Raw genomic sequence first — 23,865 nt, forward strand, 5'->3', positions numbered from 1 at the left:
GATTTTATAAGGTCTTATCCCGGAGTAAGCGGTGGGGTTTTCTGCCCTGCTTCTACCATAGCAATCATTTCTACAAGGGTTGCTTCAGCTTCTTTATATTTTACCTGTTTGATCCCGTGGTTGGACCCTATTGCAACTTGCAATTCATTCAAAGTCTTAGCTTCTGACATTGTAATGGGTTTACTCCCATTTTTAATACTGATTTGATATTCACAAGTATCTAGAAGTTTATTTGCTTTTTTAAGCCATTCTGAAACTTTCATAATTATTTTGTTTTTGGTGATTGATATAAAATTATTTTATCTATTGAGAAGCTCTCTCAAAGATTGTCCTGAAGATACTTTGTCCACGAAAGCTCCTCCTGGTGCATTTGTAATACCATATGTTCCCTGAATCATCTGTAAATCATAATCTGTATTTTTATCACTGAACATAAATTCACATCCTGGTGCTAGTGCATTACTTGTAACAGTACCTTCTCTCATATTTGTTTGAGCAGCAAATAAAACTATATTTTCATTAGGCTCCACACTCACCTGTCCCTGGGCATTAGAAGTAAATGCACAAAAGGGTAAAAATTGTCCATCTACTCTTGCTGCAAGTCCTATTGTGAGATCTGGAGTACCCAAAGGTCTTTCATTTCTTACCGTAATTACTCCTTCGGGGGCTGTCCCCCTAATAGAAAATGAGCCATTTGGATGGAAACTTACAGCTGTTCCTAAAGGTATTTCCTGTGATAATGCCTGCATTTGAATTGTCGTATTGGGAGCAATCATTGATTTATTGAAAACATATACTTTATATTCCGGTTCATAATCAATATCCACCATGCCAAACATATTGCTATAATCAATAGCAAACCAAGCCGGCACTCCTGAAGTAATCTGGTTCGTACCCGTTGCCCCTTTGTATCCCATTAATCTATAAGCATTTGCCTGCAGATATTGTAAAATTTCGTTCTGTTCCCCTGAGGTAAAATCAAAGTTAATTGAGAATATTCTAGTACCTGCTCTTTGAATGAGTGTCTTTTCCATTGTTTTAATCTTTGGTGTTCTTACTCTTTTGATATTAGGCTTTTCAGAATACGCCTTTGTTCCTATTATATTTTGAAGCTTCGCGAAATGAACAATTCAAAGTAACGAGATTTAACATCCAAAAAATACCGTATAAAATACCAAATTTAAAATTCAGTAATTGTACTCACTGATAATCATTAACTTATAAAAAAGGGAACATCTAACATGATGTCCCCCTAACCTAAATTTAAAACTGAGAAGCGTTGGCACTAATTCTTAATTTCATTTAATGTAATGGCTGCCGGTGTTTTTAAAATAGAACGATCCCAGACATCATTATTGGGAACACTGGTCCCATACAGAAAATCTGCAACAAAACTGTCTTCTGGCAGATGAAGCTCAGCGGAAAGCCTTGTCCGGCTGGTTTGATCAACGGAAGTACAGCTGGAAACATTTAATCCGTTATTAATCAATTCAATAGTAATTTCCCGCTGGGATCTTTTCAAAAAGCTGTTACTATATAACCCGAAATTTGCTGAAATATGGGTGTAGTCTGCAAATTTTCCGAAATCATAGATTGGCTTTTTACCCACAGAAAGATCTTTTATATATTCTTTTATCTTGATATAAAAACGACTGAGAAAGGGATGCTTATTATAATCTGTTCCAAAATAGGCATCGTTTTCTGTACTGAAAACGGATACTTTAGCATTGGTTTCTTCCAGCATCAATTTCCCATATACTTTTGAAAGGTCATTGTATACCTTATCCCGGCACACATATGCCTGTGAAAAACCATTGGCAGTCTCAATTTCATATCCGGAAAGCAGAGCATCCCAGATTTTATTGCCTTCAGCATTGGTTTTTTCATTCCTGATATCTGAAACATAATGATGCAGATCATCAATATGAATGAAGTCTGTAGAAATATAAACAGACTGCGGACCTTCAAGATATCCTCCTCCGATATCGGCGTGATCACCCGGCACAAAGATTTCTTTCCAAACGGAAGACACATTTTCTGATTTCTGATCTTCCATTATTTTTGAGTTCTCAAAAAAACCGGTAAGTGGAAAGAAAAAGCGGCTCTCATTTACTGCGCAAATATGCAGAGCATTCTCTACCTGAGCAGGGATATTCAGATTATAAGTATTGAAAGGTTTGGATTCTACCGTATCAAAAGCTCCTAAAAATTTTATTCTGCAGTTTCCCAGAGAATAATGAGTTAAAAGCTGATTACAAAAAGTTCTTGCCAGCATTCCTCCTCTCCCGAATCCATATATATAAAAATGGTATTCTATTGTCTGATCATGGATCATCTGCTGTGCAAAATCTCCTGCTTTCTGAAGTTTATCATCAGAAGAATATCCGTTGCCATAGGGTGGATTTGCACATGTTGCCATAGCAAAATTATTATCTTCACTGCCCGTTACGGTTCCAATTCCTTCGATATATATTTTTTCATCACCAATAAATAAGCTGTATAATTTATAGATATTGGTGAAAGTACCATAATAACTCTTATTGTTGTTCAGCGGTTTATCCGGTGAAAGAATATTTACTCCATTATTTCCTGTACCGTCAAAGAAAATCCCGACGGAAATCACTCTACTGCCATTCATGTTTTTACTTTAATTTTTTATTACAGATCTTGTTTGTGTTTTTTTGAATAAAATCCCTAAAAGAGACATTCCAAAATAACAGAAGAAAAACAAGGTTAGGTAGAGTGAAAAGTACCAAATAAAAAATTCCGTATTTCTACGGAATCAGATTACATTTTTTCAAGGGAATAAATATTGTTAATAATAGCATAAATCACTATCCCTACAGTATTTTTGGCTCCTATCTTCTCCAGAATACGCTGCCTGTGGCTTTCTACGGTTCTGGGGCTGATAAAGAGCTTTTCTCCTATTTCATTATTGGTAAACTCCTGACAGATCAGTTTTACTACATCCTTTTCTCTTTCAGACAGCTCATCTTCTGTTTCAAAAAGAGAATTTTTCTTTGCAGAACCATTCATATAAGTAAAAAGCATCTGATGGTCTTCTGCCGTAAAGAAAACTCCATTTTTATCAACCATCGTGATGGCATCAATAAATGTTTTTTTATTTGAATTTTTGGGAAGAAATGCCGATACTCCCAGCTTGACCATATATCCTAAGATAGAGGTTTTATAATGAGATGAAAGGATAATGATTTTGAGGTCAGGATATTTTTCCTTCAGGATTTCTACCAGTTCAAAACCGTTCATAGGTTTCATCTGAACATCTACAAGAGCAATATCAGGAAATTCATCTTTTGAAAGTTTTCCGAGGTCATCTATAAAATCGGGCCCGTTATCTGCGGTAAGGCATACCGATATATTTTTTTCATTAGACAGCAACATTTTTACCCCTTCGAGGATCAGCTGTTCATCATCAATCAGTGCTAGTTTGATTTGGGAACTCATGATATTTTGGAATTTTTATGATTAAACGACTTCCTTTATTTAAAAAAGTTTTTTTCCATTTGTGTGTTGCGTTCATTGATTTGATACGGGATTCTATATTTTTTATTCCCATTCCTTTTTTCACTTCTTCATATTCAAAACCCTGTCCGTTATCAGAAATAATGACAGCCATATTTTCAGGATAATCTTTAATATAGATCCAAAGATCTGCTGCATCTGAATGCTTGATCACATTGGTGGTAAATTCCTGAATAATCCGGTACAGCTGAACTTCTACGAAAAGATCTTTCTTTTCATATCCCGGCATTACCTGCAGGGATATATTAATTTTATGGGAAAGGTTGGCTATTAATTCTTCAACGTATAAAACCAATCCTACCGATTCCAGATTTACAGGGTACAATGAATGGGAAATACTTCTGGCGGCATCAATCAGGGAAGACATCTGGCCATAGATATTTTTTTTAATCAGATCATCACCCTGGGTATCGAGGTTATTCAGCCATAAAGAAAGAATATTGAGGCGGTTTCCGATATCATCATGAATCATTACTGCAATTCTTTTCCTTTCTTCTTCCTGGGCTTTGATGTTTTCCAGTACTAGTTTTTTCTGGTGAAGAACTTCAGCCTCATGTTGTACACTCTTCTCTTTAATAATTCTGGTTATAAAAGCTCTGTAGGCAAGCAGAATAAAGGATACTATAACTGTTATGGTAACAATTATAAGGATCAGCAGATTGATATTTAAAGTTACTTCTTTAATTTGATAAAAGTATATAAAAATGAACAGTACAAAATACTCGAAAGAATATTATTGGCACTGAGAATAATATAATAATCGTTTTCCGACAGTTCTGCAATCTGATGTTGGATGATAAAAATAAATACCGAAACAGAATAGTAGAAAAAAATACTGGCATCTACCAGAATAAAACGATTCTGATTCTGTACAGAGGTGTTTTTAATCTCACGGATCAGGGTAAACCCGGAAAGGCAGATGATAACAATATTGGAAACCACTTTTGCAATATCGGCATTGGACGGATAATCAAACCCATATTTTGAAATCATAAAACCTCCCGCCAGCAGGCCTGTAAGTCCCAGAACATATTTCGGCCAATCCAGTTTTCTGATAAATAAACCTGTCAGCAAGAAAAACTCTCCTGCAATATAAAAGGGATAAAGAAATGATGTATCATTGAGTCTGAAGATATAGGGCAGCGCCAGATTCAGCAGTTCAATAAAAAAAAGAAAAGCAATACAATAAAAATACGGCTTTTCTTTTTGGTTTAATATGCGGTATTTTGCTGCTCCCAGCAGTATAACAGATAGAAGCAGTGCATAATTCAGGAATAAAATTGCCTTATAAAGTTCAGCCATTCCTCAGTTTATCGTTTTTAAAATCCACTTCCGACATCTACGTCCGGAATACGGCAGATAGGAGGGCATGGTTTTGCCCAGTCATATGTATTGGAAATGGTCTCTGCTCCCAGCTCCGAATTTCTAAGATTTGATCGGGTAGAAATAAAAATAAGAGTTACCAGCATTTTCCCATAGATATCATTGTATCTAAGGCCAAAAGAACAGGTAATACCCAGCAAACCATCATCCTCAAGGCAAAGGTCTGCGGTAGGAACATAGAATTTTCTGAAAATTCCAATACCTTCATTTTCTCTACATTCTTTATAAAACCACTCCATACCTTCGTTTCTCCAACGTTCAATAGCTGATACTGCTATATCCTGCTCAAGAATAGGTGTATTGGAAACCGGGAATCCCATATTAGCATTCTTCTCTGTGCTTTGAAGATTTTTAGAAAGAACAGCATTTCTAACAATAGTGTATTCCTGAATCTCCTGCAGTCTCAAGTCTCTGTCAAGCTCGGTAAGGAAACTGTACGGATATTCTTTAACGTCTATTTTTACCCCTTCGTTATTCATAGGGTAAAAAATAAGAATCAGACGATCTCTATAAACTCCTACTGCTGCACAAAAGTCTTTATAGTCCTTGAACTCCTTCATCCACTCAAGGTGTTCACTGGAAATATTAAAAACATAGTTGGTAGGAATCAGCTTTTGAATTTTGGAAAAGTCAGAGAAGTACGCTTTCCATTCGTTTGATGCTGCTTTGCATTCTTCTACAGGCAGCATATAGTCTACAATGTTTAATGTTGACATAAGCATAGTTTTTAGTTCTATAAAAATATATAAACTAAACATGCTACGCAAGTAAGATTTTAATTAATAATTTTTCACTGTAATATGATAACAGCTCTGTTGTCTTTCTTTAATGTAATATATTCTACCGATATTTTGATAATACTTTAAAACTTTCTCCAGAGCGATTTCCATTTTCGGATTGTACTTCAGAACATTGTTGAATCTTACATAAGAAATGTCAAAAGAGTTACCATAATTGTGAGAACTAATCCCTAGTGAGGCATTAGAATTTACTCTTCTCAACCGGCATTGGTCTTCAAGAGTCCGGGTAATGGATGAAACGGTAAAAGTACCTCCTTTTGTATCTTTACTGAACTTTGAACCCATCTTCTCAAGGGTAGTTTTGGCCTTGGATACCATATAAGCCCTGCTGTAATCAAGTCTCTGAACCTGATATCCTTTACCAGATTTCTTTATTTTATGGAATTTACCTTTGTTGATATACTTTTGTACTGTTTTGGAGTCTTTCAACAGCTGTATTCCAAAACTCTTTGAGGCATCAAGATGGGGTTTGTAAAGCGGTGTAGGTTCAACCTTCAGTACAGTAGTAAGATCATAGCAGGGAAAAGCCTTTTTTGCTGCCTGCGAATAATGTAAACTATAAATAAAGGGTACAAAGACCACACAAAGAAACTTTCTCATTCACCATCCTTTTAAATTACAAATGAAAGATAAAACATTTATGTTATATCTTTCAAAACCGACTATAATACTGTATAAATAAATTCCAAACAAACTTTACACCAAATTATCGATTTTATAATTTTTGTTCATTCTTTTTTGAGTTTTTTTTTCAGTTTTAACTTTTTACTTTAAGATTTAAATTTTACATTTGAGATACATAAATAATAAACAACATGATAAAAAAACTTTTCGCTGAATTTTTCGGCACATTTTGGCTTGTTTTCGGAGGGTGTGGAAGCGCTGTTTTCGCAGCCGGTGTTCCCGACATTGGCATCGGACTTTTAGGAGTTGCTTTGGCATTTGGTCTTACTGTTCTTACGATGGCTTACGCTGTAGGTCATATTTCAGGAGGACACTTTAATCCGGCAGTTTCTTTTGGACTTTTAGCCGGGGGAAGATTTCCTGCCAAAGATCTTATTCCTTACATCGTAGCCCAGTGTCTGGGAGCCATTGTAGCAGCAGGATGTCTGTATACAATCCTAAATGGTGCAGGAGCGGTAGAATTCTCAAAACCCGGAGATTTTGCCACGAACTTTTACGGAGAGGCCGTTTACAACGGAAAAGCTTTCAGTATGGGAGCTGCGTTCCTGGCTGAGTTTTTATTAACTGCCTTTTTCCTTATTGTGATCATGGGAGCTACAGATAAATGGGCCAACGGTAAATTTGCCGGTCTTGCTATCGGTCTTGCTCTTACTTTGATTCACCTGATTTCTATTCCTATTACAAATACTTCAGTAAACCCTGCAAGATCACTTTCACAGGCTGTCTTCATGGGAGGAATTGCCATGTCACAGCTTTGGCTGTTCTGGGTAGCTCCTATTTTAGGAGGAGTTGTAGGAGGATTGATTTACAAGTTCTTGCTTCAGAGAGACACCGCAGAAATTGCAGATTAATTTTAAAATCATATTCAATGATAAAATCCTGTCAGGCGGCAGGATTTTTTTATTTTATGATCACAAATACACTATTCTAAATTTTTAATATAGAAAATTGAACTTTGCGTTAAAATTATATCATTTTATTTACCATAATCTCCTGGCTTTATTTCAGTTTTTTGATATCAAAAGGGTTTTTGAAGATCAGTTCTTCATGCTTTCCTTTGATCTCCATTTTACGCTGAAGAAGATTGAGCGCCATTTTCCTTATAAAAAAATCTTTATCATTCAGTTTCCAGTAAGAATCTTCATGAAGTTTTTTGGGTGGGCGGATCAGATAAAATTCGGTTTCCCAGGTGTCTGCGTTATGGTAAAATTCAATAATTCCACAGTGTTCGGGGATAAGGGCAGCATCTATCATTCCCATCGGAAGTAAAAAGCTAAAAGAATTACACATATAATCTCCACAGGAAATTTTATCGTGCTTCAAAAATTTTTCTCCGGTATCTTTATTGAGATATGATTTTTTGAAATCATTTTTAAAATCACTTTTCGAAAACTTAATCTCGATTTCATGACTTCCCCCTTCTGAATCTATGATCAGAATATCTGCTTCCCAATCGGCCTGAAAATAATTGGTCAGTACGATTTCTTTTTCAAAATCGCAATGGGAATGGATATAGGCGTGTATGAGTTCTTCTATTTTGATCATTGTTAAAATATAAACACAATGTTTACAAAGTTCTTTATTTACTTGCTGTTTAATGTTCGCAAAGACGTTTCACTCAGCAAAAGTCGCAAGCTATTTATTATGATACAAAATTGACAAGCAAAGCGAATTGACTATTCACAATTGTCTTGTTATATTCAAAGCATTAGCTAACCAGCAGACTGCATCCTCTGATATCAGAATGATCTATTCTTCCCAGTACCTGAAATTTATTACCTGTAATTTTACCTAAATCCTGCGTCGCAATAAAAGAGCAGGAATGGGTATTGGCAAGATCAATGATATTAATAGCTCCGGTTTTTCCTTCTTTTTCATAGGCCAGAGGATCTTCTGCATTCCGAACCATGATTCTCATCCAGTTAGGACATACATATTCATTATTCCCAAGGGAATACGCTTGTGAAAGCAACTCTGTCATGGAGTATTCTGAGTAGATTTTATCTGTTTTAAGACCGTCCTTTAAGATTTTCAACAATTCATCTTTCGTCATTTCTTCTTTTCTGCCTTTCATTCCTCCGGTTTCAATCACTATTAAATTTTCAAGAAAATTCAGAGATTCTTCGCTTCTTTCGGAATGACAGTAATCCAGGAAGTCAAGAAGAGCAAAGGAAACTCCGAAAAGAATGACTTTTTTATCCTGAAGTTTATTCAATAACTCAAAAAGATCAGAATGGTTATAAAGGAAATATCCGTTTTCAGGTTTGGCAGATTTTTTCATCAGATAATCTACCATATAGATCAATGACGAATGCTGTTTTTCCAGATAACTTGGAAGTAAACCCAGAAAAATAAAGTCTTCCGGCTTCCCAATAAACTGTTCAAAACTTTTATAAATACTTTCTTCATAAAGTTCCGGATCTGCAATGAAATGTTTTGACAGATTCATCTGCGTTGTTCCTGAACTCTGAAAAAACAGATCGGTTGTTACATTCTTATCCAGAATCTGATGATTTTTGAACATTTCGATAGGCAAAAACGGAATCTTCACCAAACTATCCACCTCATCAGGATTAACATTCAGAAAGTCGATGAATTTCCTGTATATTTCAACATTTTCATATTGATAGCGAAATGTTTTCAATGATGCATTCAGGAAATCCTGTTCAGTCTGTATATTGAATATATTTTTTAATTCCATAATCTTTTGAGCGCCTTATCACTTCAGTATAAAGCAATTATAAAGATAAAATATTGATATTTAATATTTTTTTAATCTACAAATTACATTTTGGTAAGCTTCTTGCACATACCACAATGGAATATGGATTAAAAACAAGAATGGATTTCGGCCCGTTCGAAAGTTACCTCTTTTTGGGGGTAATTTTTTTTGCTTTATTTTTCAAAAGTCTTCAGTTCAAAATCCTTTTCAAAAACCCCATAGGTAAAATAGGAAATCCAGTCTCCAAGGTTGATATATTTTGAACTCTGCTCCAGATCAAGCACCATTGGGAGGTGTCTGTGTCCATAGATGAAATAGTCTATCTTCTCTGACTTCAGTTTTTCTTTGGAATAAATGATCAGAAATTCTTTATCTTCTCCCAGAAATGCTTTGTCTTCTTCTCCGGAGATCATTTTATTTTTTTGAGAAAGGTATAATGCAACTTTCATCGCAATATCGGGATGAAGCCATTTGAAGAACCATTGTGCCACCGGATTTGTGAATAATTTTTTCATTCTCTTATATCCTTTGTCACCAGGTCCCAGCCCGTCTCCATGGGCCAGCAAAAACTGCTTTCCTCCCATTTCAAAATATTGTTTCTGATAAAAAACAGTACAGCCAATCTCCTCTTCCAGATAATCTTTCATCCACAGATCATGGTTTCCGACAAAGAAATAAATATGAATTCCTCTGTCTTTAAGTTCTGCAATTTTTCCGAGTACCCGGATATACCCTTTGGGAACCACATGTTTCCACTCATGCCAGAAGTCAAAAAGATCGCCCATTAAAAACAAAACCTGAGCATCTTCTTTGATCTCATTCATCCAGCGTATAAATTTTTCTTCACGCACTTTGCTCTCACTTGGAGTGGGAGCTCCAAAATGCTGATCTGAAGCGAAATATACTTTTTTTCCAGGTTCTAAATTAATTGTTGTCTTTAACACTTTCTGAGTTTTGGGGTAAATTATTAATTATCTTCTGCAAACCATTCTCCATAAGAGTTTTCTGTCTCATGAAGTTTAAGATAGGCTAAAGAAATTCCATCAGGAAGTTTTGATTTTACTTTAGCAGCAATAGCATACAACATGTTTTCACAGGTTGGCTGGAAACTGCAATAGATTACTTTATGCCCTTTCTGTTCCAGGTCATCTCCCAATTCTTTGTGTGGAGACAGAGCATTTACAAGAACCGCATGGTCCCATACATCTACAATTTCGGAATTTACGATACTTTTGATATCTCCGAAATCTACCACCATTCCATTTTTAGGATTTTCAATATCATTGATCGGTTTTCCTTTCACTGTTACAAACAGCTTATAGGAATGTCCATGCATATTTTTACACTTCCCATCGTAGTTGTAAAGCACGTGAGCTGTTTCAAATGTAAAAATTTTTGTAATACGTATCATACTGCAAAGATATAATAAAACGGCCTAACTTGGAAAGCCAGACCGTCTATAAATTGATTCACAAAATCTATTGAAATTCTCAGGATTTAATCTGTAGATAAGTGTTCTGCGGCATTTGTATGTTTTATAAAAATTATTCCATCAAAACATTCGTTTAACTTAAGGGGTTCTGTGATGGTAAATTTTTCTGTTGCTGGTGTTATAGGGTTGTATCCCAGAAGTCTCATTTTAAAAGCCTTTCCATATATTTCTTCATTGCTGCTGCGGAAGTCTACAAAATAGTTTTCACTTTTTTTGCTCCCCAATTTCTCTTCCCAGCTATTTTCCAATTGTTTTGGCAGTGGATAAGAGCTGTATTTGTTGTTCTTTACTGCACGGGGATCTGCAGTAGCACTATAGGTTCCTAAAACAGTAGCTGTTGCCAGTGCGTAATATTTGTTTCCGTATTTTTCTTTTAAATACCCTCCCATACCATCTACCAGTATAGGTTTCAATGCAACATGTCCGTCATGTGCAAAAAGAATCATTTTTTTATCATACCCTGACTGAATGTTTTTAATCATCTCGGCCATGATAAAATCTCTGGAAACATCATAATTCTTTTTACTCGCTTCATAAGGTATTTTAAATCCAAGTTCGAGATGCTCTAATGCCAGTTTTGAACTCAAATCCATTTTCTTACCATATAAGCTGTCTACCTTTTTAGTGAGTATATATCCTTCTGTCCCATTTTTTATTACTTCCTTCATATTCAATCTGAAAGATGGATCATTTTGTTTTTCCCACATTCCATCCTGTAACATGGCTTTTTTTTGAATTTCTCCTGTCATCTCAGAATAGTCCTTTCCAAAATCATCGGTTTTTTTCAAAATTTCAGCACTCTTCGTGAGAGAATCAGTATCGAATCCGGAAATGATTACTTTGTCTTTATGATTCTTATTGTATGCTCTGATCCACTCCAAAAGGGTATTAATTTCTTTTGTCTGCCAGATAGAAGTCATATATTTTTTCAATGCCTCTTTTAAATCAACATCAGAGTTCACTGCTTCATTAAGGAATACGGCATCACCATAAGAACTTTCAAAGGCTACAATTCTAAAATCATTTTTGCTAATCAGCTGTTTTGAGATTTCACTTCTTATTTCATTAAACTCTTTGGTTCCATGTGTACCTTCCCCCAGTCCAACGATTACATAATCTTTTATGTGTTCACTAATTTTTTTTACAGCCTTAGTTTGGCTTGTAGAGTGAGTTTGAAATTGTATTTCTCCTTTTGTATTCTGTGAAAATCCTATGGAGGAAATTAATATGAGATTGAGTAAAAAATATTTCTTTAGCATTATATAATTTTCAATGGCTTGTTCTTACCTAAAGACAGCATAAAAGCCTTATTTGTTACGGTAAATTTAAAAATAAGTTATACAAATTTCTCTTCAGAACATGACATTAACTCTTCATTAACTCACTCAATCTTTACTTTACTGGTTATCATAACAACCTATTCTGATTGCTCTCCTAAAACTTTTATTTTTGTGTTTCCACGTTCAATATCTCCCTTTTTTAATCTATTTTTAAGGTTAAATTATTATCCGGAGTTCCATCAACGTTGATTGCATTGTAAGGTACAGTAAGCCAGCCGTTCTTATTCATTATAAATTTGAACTGATACGTTTTTCCTTTTTCAAACTGAGACTTTGGTAAGACCAGCTCAAAAGTATTGTTCTTTTTCAGATTCATATAATAGGTCTTATCATCCGGATTCCAGTCATTAAACGAGCCGGAAACCGAAATATTCCTGATAAATTCTATACTTTGATTTTCAGGAAATTGATAAGAAAAAACAACATTCTCTTTTTCTGTACGATACCCATAGATTTCTTTTTTAAGATTGGGATGAACAAGAGGTTCAGACTTTGTATATTCTTCTGCCAATGTGTAAGGATTCAGCAAATGCTTATCCATAATACCCGCAATCTGATTGATCACCTGATACATCACTGCAAATTCTTTATATCCGTTGTACATCAATACAACAGCCATATTTTTGTCCGGGAAAATTCTGTATGCACTCACATTTCCACCAGAAAAATGATAGGATTTTATATTATTAAAAGTTCCCATATCCCAGCCATGAGTGAAGGTGATGTCTTTATTTTTATATTCAAACGGTTTCCACATCAATTCTTGTGTGGCAGGTTTTAGAAAATCATTTTTGCTGAGATGGATACTCCATTGTAAAAAAGCAGGTAATGTAATGGCCAAACCATTCGCGGGATGTGCTCTTCTCCCTTCTACAAATGTAGATTTATCATATTGATGTTTCTCCTTGTTGTAACTATATTTTACAATTCTGTTGGGAATTTTTTCAATAGAATTGGATGAAAAGACCACCTGATTTTTAGAGTCCGAAAACTGATTCTTCACGATATACTCTTCAAATTTTTCTCCGGTTACTTTTTCAATGATCATAGATATCAGCATATAATTGGTCTGGTTATATCTGTAATCAGTTCCGGTTTCAAATTCCATTTTTTCTTTTGACAGCCTGGCAATCACTTCATCATTGGCTGTATCTGCTGCAATATCACTGAAGTTAATCCAGTCCGGTAATCCTGAAGAATGTGATAAAAGATTCTTCACCTGAATATTTTGCCATTCTGTGGGCACATGGTCTATATATTTTGAGATTTTATCTTCCAAAGATACTTTTCCCTGCTCAACGAGCTGAAAGAGCCCAACATTTGATATCAATTTTGTAGTAGAATATACCCTGAACATGGAATTGGCATCTACTTTTTTATCAGTCTCTAAGGTTTCCGTTCCATAGTATTTCTGGAAGGTTACTTTATTATTTGTAACGATTCCCACGGCTAATCCTGGTATTTCATTGATTTGGATAACCTTTTTTATATAGCTATCGATTGTTTTTGACTGGTCTGCGGTCTGGCTATGACCCGTAAAGAAAAAATTCAAAAAAAGTATCGTTAAAATGGATGGTTTCATGGTAATGTTTGTTTCTTACTACTCTATTAAAAACAATTATTAGTCTTATTATATTACATTGAAGAAAAAAACTTTATTCTCCGGGAATTAATTTGTCTGTTTCAAAACCTAATTCATTCAAATAATGAAGTCCGTTTTGTATTTCTATTGAATGAGTTCCCAACCATCCTTTTTTTAATCCCAATAAAATAAACTGTTTGATGTATTTGGGCTCATTAAGATTAACCTCATCTTCCGAGCCTGTAATTTTATTTATCAGCTTAACACCCGATTTTAAAGGCTGTCCCATCATATAATAATCGGCCGTCAGGAATTTAATGATTAAAGGAGTTTTTTTCTGACCATTTAAAAAAATTTTTACAGTCAGAGTATTGGTTGCTGTTTCAGAATGGAACTGGTCTGTCACAGAATACAGATACTCAATAGTATTAATGGTAATTTTCCTCAACTTATTTTTCATTGTCTCATTTTACCCAACTGATTTCTGCCTGAATTTTATTTTATTCTTTTTTCAAATCTATGAATGATGTTGTACTCTTTATCTTTAATGACAATATCATAATTTCCTTTATCAAGGATTAAAAAACGATGGTCTTGAGGCGTGTTGAGTTCAATGATATCGGCAGGAATTCCTTTTTGTTCAAATTCACCTTTTCGGTATGCAAAAACCATAACCGGATATGTTGAAAGTTGAGCAGCTGGAATTTTATAAAACTTTCTGTTTTCATGCAGCATCCAACCTGGCCTGCCTTTGATGTATTTTGTAACGGGATGAATGATTTTAATATCTGTATACAACTCTTTGTCCTCACCATTATAGATCATTTGGTTTTCATCTTTCAAAACAACTGGAACAGTATTATTTACCAATTTCAAAAGCGGTTCATTATACTTCAATAAGCTTTTTTCTGAAAACTGAGTTTGGTCTATGGTCAATGGATTGATCCCTGTCAAGTCTGAAAGCCGCCCAGCCATTGTCTTTTCCCAGGATTTATGAATACCTTCATAAGCATGCTGATACCCACAGTAAATCAGATATTTGCCTTCTTTATTTTGCTGCATAAAATTGAAAATATTTTTGGCTTCTCCAATTTCCCTTTCTTTATTATTGCCTTCAGCTTCGTAAGGAAAAAGCTTGAATCCAATTTTCAAAGCATTATAAATAAAGTTTCCGAATTCCGGTTCCTTAGAATAATATCCGCTGTTGAGGGTAGCAAATTTTACAGTATTTAGAGAATCTCCTTCCAGTGTTTCGATTCCTATGTATCTGTAGCCTCTATCATATAACCCCTGAAGTAAAGAAGATGCAAAAGTTCTGTGACTTGCATTGTGATGAGCCTCATTGATGATGATTATTTTCTCATCGTCTGCTTTTTTCAGGATATATTCTTTTGCATTGACCGGGATTAATTTTGTGAATTTCAGACTATCGGCAGTGTTTAGCTTTTTCACCCTTCCGAAAGTCTGGTCCCAACTTTCCAGTGCAGGTTTATAGTGTCCGCTTATGGAGTAATATGTTGCACCCATCTGGCTTCTCCAGGATTGACTTTGAGCAGGATCTTCCACCTTCTTTTTAATATCATCGGAAAACAGGTAAGGATTGTCCTGGCTATGGGCTGCAATGCTCAACAATAGTAAAGCCAGCGAATAAAAGAATTTCATGTTATGTAGTTTTTTATTGAATATTGTAGGTTAAAAATAAAAATTCTATTTCCTACTTTGATTTTAATCATTTTACGATCTAGAAAAATTTCTCGAGCCAGTCACTTCCCAGACGTTTGATCTTCTTGGTTTCCGGATCGAAGAGAATCCAAAGTGTACTTGAATCTACCACCAGCTCATCATTGCAGTAAAATTCCACTTTTCTTGGCTGTTTAGCTCCTTCAGGGACCATAGGATAGGTTCTTACTGTGATAATATCATTCAGATAAACCTGTTTTTTATATTGGATATGGTGATCCAGGAGCATCCAGGCATCGTTTACATATTCGGTTTGATATTTTAGAAGATCCCAGTGCTCTGCGGCCACTTCTTCCACCCAATGTACATATTGTACATTATTTACATGGTTGTTCTGATCAATATGTTCTTCTGTTACCTTTATCTGTTTTTCGTACATTAAATTCATGCTCATGAAAAGTTTACTCAAATTTATCATTTTAAAACAGAACGGTCTTCGTTCTATAAGAGCAAAAATTTATTTTCTAAAATAAAAACGGAATCAGATGCTCTCTGATTCCGTTCAATATTCAGTATATTGAAATTATTATTTAGATTTTCCAGCAGGCTTAGCAGCAGTTGCCGTAGCACCTAATTTGGTTTTTACAATAGCCGTAATATCCTCACTTCCGTCCGTATAAAGCAGGTTATTAGCTTCCTGTGCTGCTGTATCAAATACATAGCTTAGATTTTTTTCTTTAGCAACAGCAAAAATAGCATCTCTTACTTTCTTTTGCAGTGGAGTAAGCATTTCATTTTGCTTGGCAGAAATATCTTTAGCTGCCTGCGCTCTAGTTTCTTCTATTTTTTTACCTAAACCTTGTAATTCTGTTTGTGCTGCAATCAGTTCTTTAGTTACCGCTTCTTTGTTAGACTCATTTAAGGTTTTTTCTTTATCCTGTGCCGTTTTCAGCTTAGTCTGATAATCATTGATCAGCTTTTCAATTTCAGTCTGTTTTGTTTTAGTCAGATTATCAATGGTAGTTCCTATAGTTTTTACTTCAGATAAACTTGCAAAAACATCTTCTGTGTTTACACTTCCAATTTTCTGTTGAGCATTTGCAGCATTTGCAGTAAGCGTTAATCCTAATGTAATAAAAAGTACTTTAATTAAATTCATTGTTTTAATAATATTTTTTCGTCCCCAAATATAATTCAAATTTTAATTACTTATCATATAACATTTATTCCTGAAAATCTGAATGAATTAAAAGCAGGCAAACAAAGAAAAACCTCCCCAATAAGGAAGGTTTAACATCAAAAAAATATGGAAAAAATGACTAATGGAATTGTGCGGTTTCTGTAGAATCTTTCATTGCTACAGTAGCTGAAGAACCGTTTGTAACAACATTCTGTATTTCATCAAAATATCCCGTCCCTACAAAAGACTGATGCTTCACCGCTCTGAATCCTTTCTGCTGCAGGGCAAACTCACGTTCCTGCAGTTCTGAGTATCCAGCCATTCCTCTTTCTTTATAAGCTAATGCCAATTCAAACATTGCTGTATTCAAAGCATGGAATCCTGCCAATGTAATAAACTGGAACTTGTACCCCATTTTTGCCAGTTCTTCACGGAAAGTAGACATCTCTTCCACGCTCAGCCTTGCCGCCCAGTTGAATGAAGGAGAACAGTTATAAGCAAGCATTTTCCCAGGGAATTTCGCATGAATTCCTTCTGCAAATCTTCTTGCCTGCTCCAGATCAGGATTTGAGGTTTCCATCCAGATCAGATCTGCATATGGAGCATAGGACAACCCTCTGTCGATTCCCTGCTCTACTCCGTTTCTTACTACATAAAATCCTTCAGCAGTTCTTTCTCCTGTTACGAATTTCTTATCTCTGTCATCAATATCAGAGGTCAGTAAATCCGCTGCATCCGCATCTGTTCTTGCAATAATAAGACTCGGAACTCCCAGTACATCGGCTGCCAGACGTGCTGCAATCAGTTTGTTGACTGCCTCCTGTGTTGGCACCAATACTTTTCCGCCCAGGTGTCCGCATTTTTTTGCAGAAGAAAGCTGATCTTCAAAGTGTATGGCAGCAGCTCCCGCTTCTATCATCTGCTTCATCAGTTCAAAAGCATTCAGGTTACCTCCAAAACCTGCTTCTGCATCTGCAATGATGGGTACCAGATATTCTTTATCTCCAGCTCCGCTCACAGATTGTACCTGATCTGCCCTCAGCAATGCATTATTAATTTTCTTTACCACAGAAGGCACTGAATTGGCGGGATACAGTGATTGATCCGGATACATTTCTCCCGATAAATTGGCATCTGCAGCCACCTGCCATCCTGAAAGGTAAATAGCTTCCAGTCCGGCATCTACTTCCTGCACGGCCTGATTGCCTGTAAGAGCTCCAAGTCCTGCCACATAATCCTGGTTATTTAATTTATTCCAGAATTTTTTGGACATTTCCGTAGCAATGGTATATTCTATGGTATAAGAACCGCGAAGTTTCAAAACTTCTGCTGCTGTATAGGGCCTTTTTACACCGTTCCAACGTGGATTTGTCAGCCAGTCTTGTTCTATAGCCTGGATTTGTTCTTGTCTTGTTTTCATAATATTTGGATTTTGTTTGATTAGATTTGAAAGTAATTTTGTTGCTAGATGCTGGTTCTATTGTTGTTTGTTAATTGATGATCTGATTTTCAACCAGCAACTATAAACCAGCAACCAATATTTTCACTAAATAAAAGGATAAGCTTTAAGGGTTAGAAATTCTTCAAAATTCTCAGAGAAGATCAGCTCATTGAAAAGTTCTTTGGCAAGGTTGAATTTTCCGTTTTTGAAACGGGTTTCGCCTACATATTTTTCAATATTGTCCATTTCTTCGCTTTCCCACTGTAAAATCATACTTCGGGTCAATGTTCTGTCATCACTTAACACCGCTTCATTTTTCAGCCATTGCCAGATCTGTGTTCTTGAAATCTCTGCTGTAGCAGCATCTTCCATCAGATTATAAATAGCAGCAGCACCGGTTCCCATCAGCCAGCTTTCGAGGTAGAGAATTCCTACGTTGATATTTTTTCTGACTCCTTTTTCGGTAATCTCACCTTTGGGAATTTCCAGCAGATTACTTTCTGTTATGTGATATTCAAATTTCTTGTCAATCTGATTTTTGGAAGGCATATGCTTGTCAAAAATTTCTTTTGCTACTGAAACTAAGGCTGGATGTGCTACCCAGGTTCCGTCATGACCATTTTTCACTTCCCGTTCTTTATCACTTCTTACCTTTTCAAAAGCAATATTATTGGCTTCATCATTGTCTTTTACAGGAATTTGAGCGGCCATTCCGCCGATAGCATGTACATTTCTCTTATGGCATATTTCGATGACTCTTTTTGAATAGGCACTCATAAAAGGAGAAGTCATGGTCACCTGATCTCTGTCCGGTACAATAAACTCCGGAAGGTTTCTGAATTTTTTGATATAGGAAAAAATATAATCCCATCTGCCGCAGTTCAGTCCTGCACTATGTTCTTTTAATTCAAATAAAATTTCATCAATCTGAAATGAAGCCGTAATGGTTTCGATCAAAACTGTGGCTTTAATTGTTCCCTGCTGAATTCCCAGATAGTTTTGGGCAAAGACAAAAACCTCATTCCACCAACGGGCTTCTTTATAATGTTCCAGTTTCGGAAGGTAGAAGTAAGGACCACTTCCCTTTTCTAAAAGCGACTTTGCATTTCTGAAAAAATACAGTCCAAAATCAATCAGCGAACCGGAAGCTTTTTCACCATTGATTTCAATATGCTTCTCCGGAAGGTGAAGACCACGTGGACGAACCTGTAAAACTGCAGGTTTTTCGTTAAGCTTATAAGTTTTTCCTGCTTCGTTTACAAAATCAATAGTACGGTTAATAGCATCAGAAAGATTAATCTGTCCCTGAATACAGTTTTCCCATACCGGCGAGCTGCTGTCTTCAAGATCTGCCATAAACGTAGAAGCCCCTGAATTTAATGCATTGATAATCATCTTGCGGTCTACAGGTCCTGTAATCTCTACTCTTCTGTCTGACAAATCTTCCGGCAAAGAGGCACATACCCAATTCCCATTACGGATTTCTTCTGTTTCTTTTAAAAATTCAGGAAGCTTTCCTTGATCAAAATTCTGCTGGGTATTTTTTCTTACTTTTAAAAGTTCCAGTCTTTTATGATTGAAGTTCTGATGAAGTGCAATCAGAAAATCCATCAAATCTGGAGTAAAAACTGCTTCAAACTGCTTCTGAGCTTTTATTTCTAATTGAGTCTTGGTTTCCATAACATATTGATTTTGTGATTTGATATTACAAACATAAATAAAAATTTTCACAAACAGCGAACGTTCGCTAAATTTATTCAAAAATTATTATGCGAATAATCGCATCTAATTATTTATATTTGAGTAATGAATTCAGAAAGTGACTTTATCAAAACAGTTTTCGGGTTAAAACTGAAACAGCAGAGACAAAAGAAAAACTGGTCTCTGCAGGATCTTGCTGTAAAGACAGGATTATCAAAATCTTATCTTAACGAAATTGAAAACGGAAAAAAATATCCCAAACACGATAAGATCATCCAGCTTTCTGAAGCACTGAGCTGTACGTTTGATGATCTGGTGTCCACCAAACTCGATAAAAGTCTGGCTCCTTTCAATGAAATTCTGCAGTCTGATTTTTTCAAAGAAGTACCATTGGAGCTGTTCGGAATCAACAAAAACAATCTTATCAGCATTATCAGTGATGCTCCCAAAAAGGTGACGGCTTTCATCAATGCCCTGATTGAGATTTCCCAGAATTATAATCTTGGCAAAGAAAGATTTTATTTTGCCGTATTAAGATCATTCCAGGAATTATATGACAATTATTTTCCGGAAATTGAAGAAAAAGTAAATCTGTTTACTCAGGAAAATCAGATAAAACCCGGCAAAAATTTAAAGTCTGAAATTCTGGAAAAAATTCTTACAGAAAAATTCAGCTATACGATTCAATCTGAAGATTTTGAAAAATATGGAACGCTGGATAACCTTCGTTCGCTTTTTATTCCGGAGAAAAAACTATTACTACTGAATCAAAAACTGGAAAAGGATCAGAAAACATTTATCCTCGCTAAAGAAATCGGCTTCAATGTTCTGGAACTAAAAATACGTCCAAACACCTATTCATGGCTTGACTTTGGAAGTTTTGAGGAAATTCTCAATAACTTTTATGCTTCTTATTTTGCAGGGGCTTTATTAATTTCAAAAGAGCCTGTCATTGAGAAGACATCAGAATTTTTTCAGCACAATACATGGGAATCTGAAAATTTTGAAAATCTTATTAACAGTTTTACCCGTTCCCCTGAAACGTTCTACTACCGACTGACTAATATTCTTTCGGCTGAAATGGGAATTAAAGATTTGTTTTATCTGTGTCTGGTAAAAAAGAAAAATTCGGATAAGATTCAGATTTTAAAAGAACTTCATCTGAACCATCAGCAGGCTCCTCATGCCAATGCAACCAACGAGCATTACTGCAGACGGTGGATTGCCGTGAAAAACCTTGATCATTTAAAAGAAAATGAAACATTGACGGATGCTCAGATCTCCCATTATAAAGACCAGGGAATAAGTTATCTTGTCATTTCCACTTCGCAAAAGAACCCTTTTTCAGACGGAAGCAACAGAAGCTATTGTTTGGGAATTTTATTGAATACTCAAACGATCAAAAAAATAAGCTTTATAAAATCTCCTTCTTTAAAAACGATCAATGTTGGAGTTACCTGTGAATCGTGCAGTATTGCAGATTGTGAAGTGAGGCAGGCTCCTCCGGTAAGGCTGGAAAAGGAACATTTTAACCTGAGTATGAAAAGTTCTGTGGAGAAGATAAGGAAGAGGTTTGAGAATTAAGGGATGAATGGTGAATCGTCAATCCGCTTCGCTTGCGAATTTTAAATATGTTTTGAGATACGTAATACATGTTTTAAATCTAAGAATAATACGTAAATCTTAAACGCAGAGTTCGCAAAGTTTTTATAATATTTTATAGTTTTTTCGGGCGCTATGGCGTTTCACTCAGCAAAGAAAAGTCTGTCCATCTGCTTAATGAAATGCCTTTACGAATAAATAATGTAGATTAATAAACATTCCGAACATTAGCGTTAATAATTATTCACTATTACCTTCGGAAAGCAAAAGTTGATTAGTACCAATACAAAACTAAATGATGAATGGTGAATCGTCAATTCGCTTCACTTGTGAATTTTTAATACTGCTATGAAATATTCGTTTATGAACTTTTTCACCTTCAATTCACTTACGAAGTAAAATTCACCATTGACTTAATTGACCTTTATTTCCTATCTTAGTACAAAACACAGTCATGATAGTAGATTTATTGTTTCCGAACCGTTGTATCCACTGCAACAAAATCATTGATTCTGAACTTTTGGTATGTGATCTTTGTTTTAGCCAGCTCCATTTTACCCACTATTCCTATTTTGAAAATAATCCGATTAAGGAGAAATGCAGTTTGTTTTTTCCTATTGAAAACACCTTTGCTTTACTGCAATTTGAAGAGGAGAGCTTAAGCCGGCAGATTATCCATGAGCTGAAATACAAAGGCCGGGAAAAAGCTGGAAAGATCCTTGCAGACTGGACCACAGAACGCCTGGACTTTAAGAACGAGAAACCTGATCTTTTGGTAAGTGTACCGCTTCATCCAAAAAAAATGAAGGAACGTGGATACAACCAGCTTCATTTATTCACAGAAACCTTAGCGGCATTTTATGACATCCCCTTTGATCATCAATTAATCAAAAGAAATCATTATTCAAAGGCACAGGCTTTAAAGGATAAGAAACACAGATTGGAAGCTGTCAACACATTCTCTATCACACAATCGGTTTCAGGAAAACATATTCTTCTGATTGATGATGTTTTTACCACAGGGAATACCGTTTCATCGGTTGCATGGGAAATTTTAAATGCCGGAAATAACAAAGTGAGTGTATTAGTAATAGCAATAGATGTTTAAGATAAGAAATGAGTCAGGAAATCTATTATGAATACGAGATTCAAATATGTAAAACCTTTCAATCACCCGACATTTTCATCGTTCAAATCTTTTTCTTAATTTTCCGGAAACTAAACCACTATGCCACATCTGCTTTTATTACACGGAGCTTTAGGTCACAGCGACATTTTCACGCCTTATCTGAAAACTATATCTCACTATTTTACAGTACACACTCCTTTGTTTTCAGGACATGGAGATCTGGAACTTCCGGCAGAGGGTATTAGTATTGAAAAGTATACTCAGGAGCTATCAGAATATTGTGAAGCAAATAATTTGACAGATGTATCTATTTTCGGGCACAGTATGGGTGGTTATGCGGCACTCTGTTACGCGATGAAGAATCCTGAAAATGTAAATTCTATTATAACGCTGGGAACAAAGTTTGACTGGACTGAGGAGCAGGCTTTAAAAGAAAGTAAAATGCTTAGTCCTGATGTCATTCTTGAGAAAATTCCACAATATGCTCAGGTTTTAGAATCACAACACGGATCAAAATGGAAGCAGCTTCTTCCTGCTATTGCTGATTTGATGATTGATTTAGGTAAAAATCCTCCGTTGGAAAATAATCTTGCGACGATTAATATTCCCATTCAAATCATGGTAGGAGATAAAGATAATATGGTAACTCTCGAAGAAAGCTCCAGGGTTTACAGAAGTCTTCCGAATGCAAAATTGGCCGTACTTCCAGACACAAAACATCCACTGGATAAAGTACGACCAAGTCTATTGTTGAACTTAATAAAAGATTTCTGGAATCTTTCTTAAATTATCTTTGAAGTTTTTCTCCGTAACTAAGATCTCCGGCATCTCCTAAACCAGGAGTAATATAACCTTTTGATGTTAACTCTTCATCAATAGCTCCTACCCAGATGTGAGCTTCAGGATAGGCATTCTGAATGGTTTCAACGCCTTGTTTTGATGCAATGGCTGCAACAATATGAAGCTGGGTTGGATTTCCATTGGTTAACAGGTCTTTGATTGCTTCAATTAAAGAAGCTCCTGTTGCCAGCATTGGGTCTGCTACAATCAAAGGTCTGCCTTCGATGCTTGGGCAAGTCAGATAATCCTGCTTGATTGAGAAATAATCGTTGGCATCATGTTTTCTGTAGGCAGCTACAAAACCGCAGTCGGCTCTGTCGAGATAGTTCAGAATTCCTTCAAACAATGGAACTCCCGCTCTTAAAATGGTTGTAATAACAGGCTGTACAGCAATTTCCCTGCTTTTAATTGTATCTAAAGGAGTTTGAATTTCAACTTCTCTGTACTCCAGACCTTTACTGATTTCAAAAGCGGCAATCTCCCCGATTCTTTCCATATTTCTTCTGAATCTCATTCGGTCATGCTGAACATTAACGTTTCTAAGTTCGTTAATCCATTCATTGACAAGAGAAAAGTTTTGCGATAAAATAGTAAGCATGAAAATTTTATTTTTAATTTCAGTTAATTGACATTAATTCCTACAAAATTACAACTAAAAAACGAATTGAAAGATTGGGCTAAATGAGAAACTCTGATCTGATTTTATAAAAAACTCCGGCAAGCTTCGCTTGCCGGAGTTTCCAATG

Annotated in this window: 25 protein-coding genes; 4 read left to right on the top strand and 21 right to left on the bottom strand. The window is 35.6% G+C overall.

Going from position 1 to position 23,865, the window contains the following annotated elements; all coding sequences use genetic code 11:
• Positions 1 to 14 precede the first annotated feature (14 nt).
• The 8 genes from ACTJIP_RS04580 to ACTJIP_RS04615 form a co-directional block, all read right to left on the bottom strand.
• On the bottom strand, positions 15 to 263 hold the full coding sequence (locus tag ACTJIP_RS04580; RefSeq protein ID WP_077419135.1) for a hypothetical protein: 249 nt from the start codon (positions 261 to 263) through the stop codon (positions 15 to 17).
• A 36-nt stretch (positions 264 to 299) separates the two neighbouring features.
• A complete protein-coding gene (locus ACTJIP_RS04585; protein WP_077419134.1) occupies positions 300 to 1,034 on the bottom strand; it encodes a hypothetical protein in 735 nt (244 codons plus the stop codon).
• Positions 1,035 to 1,285: 251 nt separating this feature from the next.
• On the bottom strand, positions 1,286 to 2,638 hold the full coding sequence (locus ACTJIP_RS04590; RefSeq protein WP_440704163.1) for a T6SS phospholipase effector Tle1-like catalytic domain-containing protein: 1,353 nt from the start codon (positions 2,636 to 2,638) through the stop codon (positions 1,286 to 1,288).
• Between the two features lie 149 nt (positions 2,639 to 2,787).
• Entirely contained in the window at positions 2,788 to 3,465 is a 678-nt protein-coding gene (locus ACTJIP_RS04595) for a response regulator transcription factor (protein WP_047386609.1), read from the bottom strand.
• Complete coding sequence (locus ACTJIP_RS04600) at positions 3,434 to 4,015, bottom strand: sensor histidine kinase (RefSeq protein WP_228408910.1); 582 nt, start codon at positions 4,013 to 4,015, stop codon at positions 3,434 to 3,436. Before ACTJIP_RS04600 ends, ACTJIP_RS04595 begins: the two co-directional genes overlap by 32 nt.
• Positions 4,016 to 4,215: 200 nt before the next feature.
• A complete protein-coding gene (locus ACTJIP_RS04605) occupies positions 4,216 to 4,845 on the bottom strand; it encodes a hypothetical protein (protein ID WP_077419131.1) in 630 nt (209 codons plus the stop codon).
• A 17-nt stretch (positions 4,846 to 4,862) separates the two neighbouring features.
• Positions 4,863 to 5,642 carry a hypothetical protein gene (locus ACTJIP_RS04610; protein WP_232538996.1) on the bottom strand — a complete coding sequence of 260 codons (780 nt, stop codon included), beginning with the start codon at positions 5,640 to 5,642 and terminating at the stop codon, positions 4,863 to 4,865.
• Between the two features lie 63 nt (positions 5,643 to 5,705).
• Positions 5,706 to 6,326, bottom strand: coding sequence for a DUF5715 family protein (locus tag ACTJIP_RS04615; RefSeq protein WP_047386603.1), 621 nt, complete (start codon positions 6,324 to 6,326; stop codon positions 5,706 to 5,708).
• Positions 6,327 to 6,544: 218 nt separating this feature from the next.
• On the opposite strand from ACTJIP_RS04615, the gene aqpZ reads away from it, so the two are divergent.
• Positions 6,545 to 7,261 (top strand): aquaporin Z, encoded by a 717-nt coding sequence (gene aqpZ / locus ACTJIP_RS04620; RefSeq protein ID WP_034696881.1) that lies wholly within the window; start codon positions 6,545 to 6,547, stop codon positions 7,259 to 7,261.
• A gap of 148 nt (positions 7,262 to 7,409) precedes the next feature.
• On the opposite strand, the gene ACTJIP_RS04625 is transcribed toward aqpZ, so the two are convergent.
• The 12 genes from ACTJIP_RS04625 to aceB form a co-directional block, all read right to left on the bottom strand.
• A complete protein-coding gene (locus ACTJIP_RS04625) occupies positions 7,410 to 7,955 on the bottom strand; it encodes a hypothetical protein (protein WP_077419128.1) in 546 nt (181 codons plus the stop codon).
• A gap of 163 nt (positions 7,956 to 8,118) precedes the next feature.
• Complete coding sequence (locus ACTJIP_RS04630) at positions 8,119 to 9,111, bottom strand: LuxE/PaaK family acyltransferase (RefSeq protein ID WP_180564496.1); 993 nt, start codon at positions 9,109 to 9,111, stop codon at positions 8,119 to 8,121.
• A 194-nt stretch (positions 9,112 to 9,305) separates the two neighbouring features.
• Positions 9,306 to 10,076 carry a UDP-2,3-diacylglucosamine diphosphatase gene (locus ACTJIP_RS04635; protein WP_440704164.1) on the bottom strand — a complete coding sequence of 257 codons (771 nt, stop codon included), beginning with the start codon at positions 10,074 to 10,076 and terminating at the stop codon, positions 9,306 to 9,308.
• Between the two features lie 23 nt (positions 10,077 to 10,099).
• The gene (locus ACTJIP_RS04640; protein WP_077419125.1) at positions 10,100 to 10,543 is read right to left on the bottom strand and encodes a 6-pyruvoyl trahydropterin synthase family protein; all 444 of its coding nucleotides are present in this window, start codon (positions 10,541 to 10,543) and stop codon (positions 10,100 to 10,102) included.
• Between the two features lie 86 nt (positions 10,544 to 10,629).
• Complete coding sequence (locus ACTJIP_RS04645; protein ID WP_219073196.1) at positions 10,630 to 11,883, bottom strand: erythromycin esterase family protein; 1,254 nt, start codon at positions 11,881 to 11,883, stop codon at positions 10,630 to 10,632.
• Positions 11,884 to 12,103: 220 nt separating this feature from the next.
• Positions 12,104 to 13,546, bottom strand: a complete 1,443-nt coding sequence (locus tag ACTJIP_RS04650) for a serine hydrolase (protein WP_077419123.1) — start codon at positions 13,544 to 13,546, stop codon at positions 12,104 to 12,106.
• A gap of 73 nt (positions 13,547 to 13,619) precedes the next feature.
• The gene (locus tag ACTJIP_RS04655; protein ID WP_180564499.1) at positions 13,620 to 14,006 is read right to left on the bottom strand and encodes a hypothetical protein; all 387 of its coding nucleotides are present in this window, start codon (positions 14,004 to 14,006) and stop codon (positions 13,620 to 13,622) included.
• Between the two features lie 35 nt (positions 14,007 to 14,041).
• Positions 14,042 to 15,208 (bottom strand): hypothetical protein, encoded by a 1,167-nt coding sequence (locus ACTJIP_RS04660; RefSeq protein ID WP_077419121.1) that lies wholly within the window; start codon positions 15,206 to 15,208, stop codon positions 14,042 to 14,044.
• A gap of 79 nt (positions 15,209 to 15,287) precedes the next feature.
• On the bottom strand, positions 15,288 to 15,695 hold the full coding sequence (locus tag ACTJIP_RS04665) for an acyl-CoA thioesterase (protein WP_232538998.1): 408 nt from the start codon (positions 15,693 to 15,695) through the stop codon (positions 15,288 to 15,290).
• 117 nt (positions 15,696 to 15,812) lie between these two features.
• The gene (locus tag ACTJIP_RS04670) at positions 15,813 to 16,385 is read right to left on the bottom strand and encodes an OmpH family outer membrane protein (protein WP_440704165.1); all 573 of its coding nucleotides are present in this window, start codon (positions 16,383 to 16,385) and stop codon (positions 15,813 to 15,815) included.
• 160 nt (positions 16,386 to 16,545) lie between these two features.
• Positions 16,546 to 17,826, bottom strand: coding sequence for an isocitrate lyase (gene aceA / locus ACTJIP_RS04675; RefSeq protein ID WP_440704166.1), 1,281 nt, complete (start codon positions 17,824 to 17,826; stop codon positions 16,546 to 16,548).
• A 126-nt stretch (positions 17,827 to 17,952) separates the two neighbouring features.
• Positions 17,953 to 19,527, bottom strand: coding sequence for a malate synthase A (gene aceB / locus ACTJIP_RS04680; RefSeq protein ID WP_180564502.1), 1,575 nt, complete (start codon positions 19,525 to 19,527; stop codon positions 17,953 to 17,955).
• A 126-nt stretch (positions 19,528 to 19,653) separates the two neighbouring features.
• Here aceB and ACTJIP_RS04685 point away from each other — a divergent pair, with 126 nt between their 5' ends.
• The 3 genes from ACTJIP_RS04685 (at position 19,654) to ACTJIP_RS04695 (ending at position 23,065) form a co-directional block, all read left to right on the top strand.
• Entirely contained in the window at positions 19,654 to 21,132 is a 1,479-nt protein-coding gene (locus ACTJIP_RS04685) for a helix-turn-helix domain-containing protein (protein WP_180564503.1), read from the top strand.
• Between the two features lie 472 nt (positions 21,133 to 21,604).
• The gene (locus ACTJIP_RS04690; RefSeq protein ID WP_180564504.1) at positions 21,605 to 22,258 is read left to right on the top strand and encodes a ComF family protein; all 654 of its coding nucleotides are present in this window, start codon (positions 21,605 to 21,607) and stop codon (positions 22,256 to 22,258) included.
• 120 nt (positions 22,259 to 22,378) lie between these two features.
• On the top strand, positions 22,379 to 23,065 hold the full coding sequence (locus ACTJIP_RS04695) for an alpha/beta fold hydrolase (protein WP_180564505.1): 687 nt from the start codon (positions 22,379 to 22,381) through the stop codon (positions 23,063 to 23,065).
• A 1-nt stretch (position 23,066) separates the two neighbouring features.
• Here the strand turns inward: ACTJIP_RS04695 and upp are convergent, their stop codons facing one another.
• Positions 23,067 to 23,717, bottom strand: a complete 651-nt coding sequence (gene upp / locus ACTJIP_RS04700; RefSeq protein ID WP_180564506.1) for a uracil phosphoribosyltransferase — start codon at positions 23,715 to 23,717, stop codon at positions 23,067 to 23,069.
• Positions 23,718 to 23,865 lie beyond the last annotated feature (148 nt).

It is taken from the genome of Chryseobacterium sp. 22543 (assembly GCF_052044565.1).
Classification (GTDB): domain Bacteria; phylum Bacteroidota; class Bacteroidia; order Flavobacteriales; family Weeksellaceae; genus Chryseobacterium.

Coding starts and splice junctions, on each gene's coding strand:
- ACTJIP_RS04580 (WP_077419135.1), bottom strand. CDS start 263: ATGAAAGTTTCAGAATGGCTTAAAAAAGCAAATAAACTTCTAGATACT.
- ACTJIP_RS04585 (WP_077419134.1), bottom strand. CDS start 1,034: ATGGAAAAGACACTCATTCAAAGAGCAGGTACTAGAATATTCTCAATT.
- ACTJIP_RS04590 (WP_440704163.1), bottom strand. CDS start 2,638: ATGAATGGCAGTAGAGTGATTTCCGTCGGGATTTTCTTTGACGGTACA.
- ACTJIP_RS04595 (WP_047386609.1), bottom strand. CDS start 3,465: ATGAGTTCCCAAATCAAACTAGCACTGATTGATGATGAACAGCTGATC.
- ACTJIP_RS04600 (WP_228408910.1), bottom strand. CDS start 4,015: ATGATTCATGATGATATCGGAAACCGCCTCAATATTCTTTCTTTATGG.
- ACTJIP_RS04605 (WP_077419131.1), bottom strand. CDS start 4,845: ATGGCTGAACTTTATAAGGCAATTTTATTCCTGAATTATGCACTGCTT.
- ACTJIP_RS04610 (WP_232538996.1), bottom strand. CDS start 5,642: ATGTCAACATTAAACATTGTAGACTATATGCTGCCTGTAGAAGAATGC.
- ACTJIP_RS04615 (WP_047386603.1), bottom strand. CDS start 6,326: ATGAGAAAGTTTCTTTGTGTGGTCTTTGTACCCTTTATTTATAGTTTA.
- ACTJIP_RS04625 (WP_077419128.1), bottom strand. CDS start 7,955: ATGATCAAAATAGAAGAACTCATACACGCCTATATCCATTCCCATTGC.
- ACTJIP_RS04630 (WP_180564496.1), bottom strand. CDS start 9,111: ATGGAATTAAAAAATATATTCAATATACAGACTGAACAGGATTTCCTG.
- ACTJIP_RS04640 (WP_077419125.1), bottom strand. CDS start 10,543: ATGATACGTATTACAAAAATTTTTACATTTGAAACAGCTCACGTGCTT.
- ACTJIP_RS04645 (WP_219073196.1), bottom strand. CDS start 11,883: ATGCTAAAGAAATATTTTTTACTCAATCTCATATTAATTTCCTCCATA.
- ACTJIP_RS04650 (WP_077419123.1), bottom strand. CDS start 13,546: ATGAAACCATCCATTTTAACGATACTTTTTTTGAATTTTTTCTTTACG.
- ACTJIP_RS04655 (WP_180564499.1), bottom strand. CDS start 14,006: ATGAAAAATAAGTTGAGGAAAATTACCATTAATACTATTGAGTATCTG.
- ACTJIP_RS04660 (WP_077419121.1), bottom strand. CDS start 15,208: ATGAAATTCTTTTATTCGCTGGCTTTACTATTGTTGAGCATTGCAGCC.
- ACTJIP_RS04670 (WP_440704165.1), bottom strand. CDS start 16,385: ATGAATTTAATTAAAGTACTTTTTATTACATTAGGATTAACGCTTACT.
- aceA (WP_440704166.1), bottom strand. CDS start 17,826: ATGAAAACAAGACAAGAACAAATCCAGGCTATAGAACAAGACTGGCTG.
- aceB (WP_180564502.1), bottom strand. CDS start 19,527: ATGGAAACCAAGACTCAATTAGAAATAAAAGCTCAGAAGCAGTTTGAA.
- ACTJIP_RS04685 (WP_180564503.1), top strand. CDS start 19,654: ATGAATTCAGAAAGTGACTTTATCAAAACAGTTTTCGGGTTAAAACTG.
- ACTJIP_RS04690 (WP_180564504.1), top strand. CDS start 21,605: ATGATAGTAGATTTATTGTTTCCGAACCGTTGTATCCACTGCAACAAA.
- ACTJIP_RS04695 (WP_180564505.1), top strand. CDS start 22,379: ATGCCACATCTGCTTTTATTACACGGAGCTTTAGGTCACAGCGACATT.
- upp (WP_180564506.1), bottom strand. CDS start 23,717: ATGCTTACTATTTTATCGCAAAACTTTTCTCTTGTCAATGAATGGATT.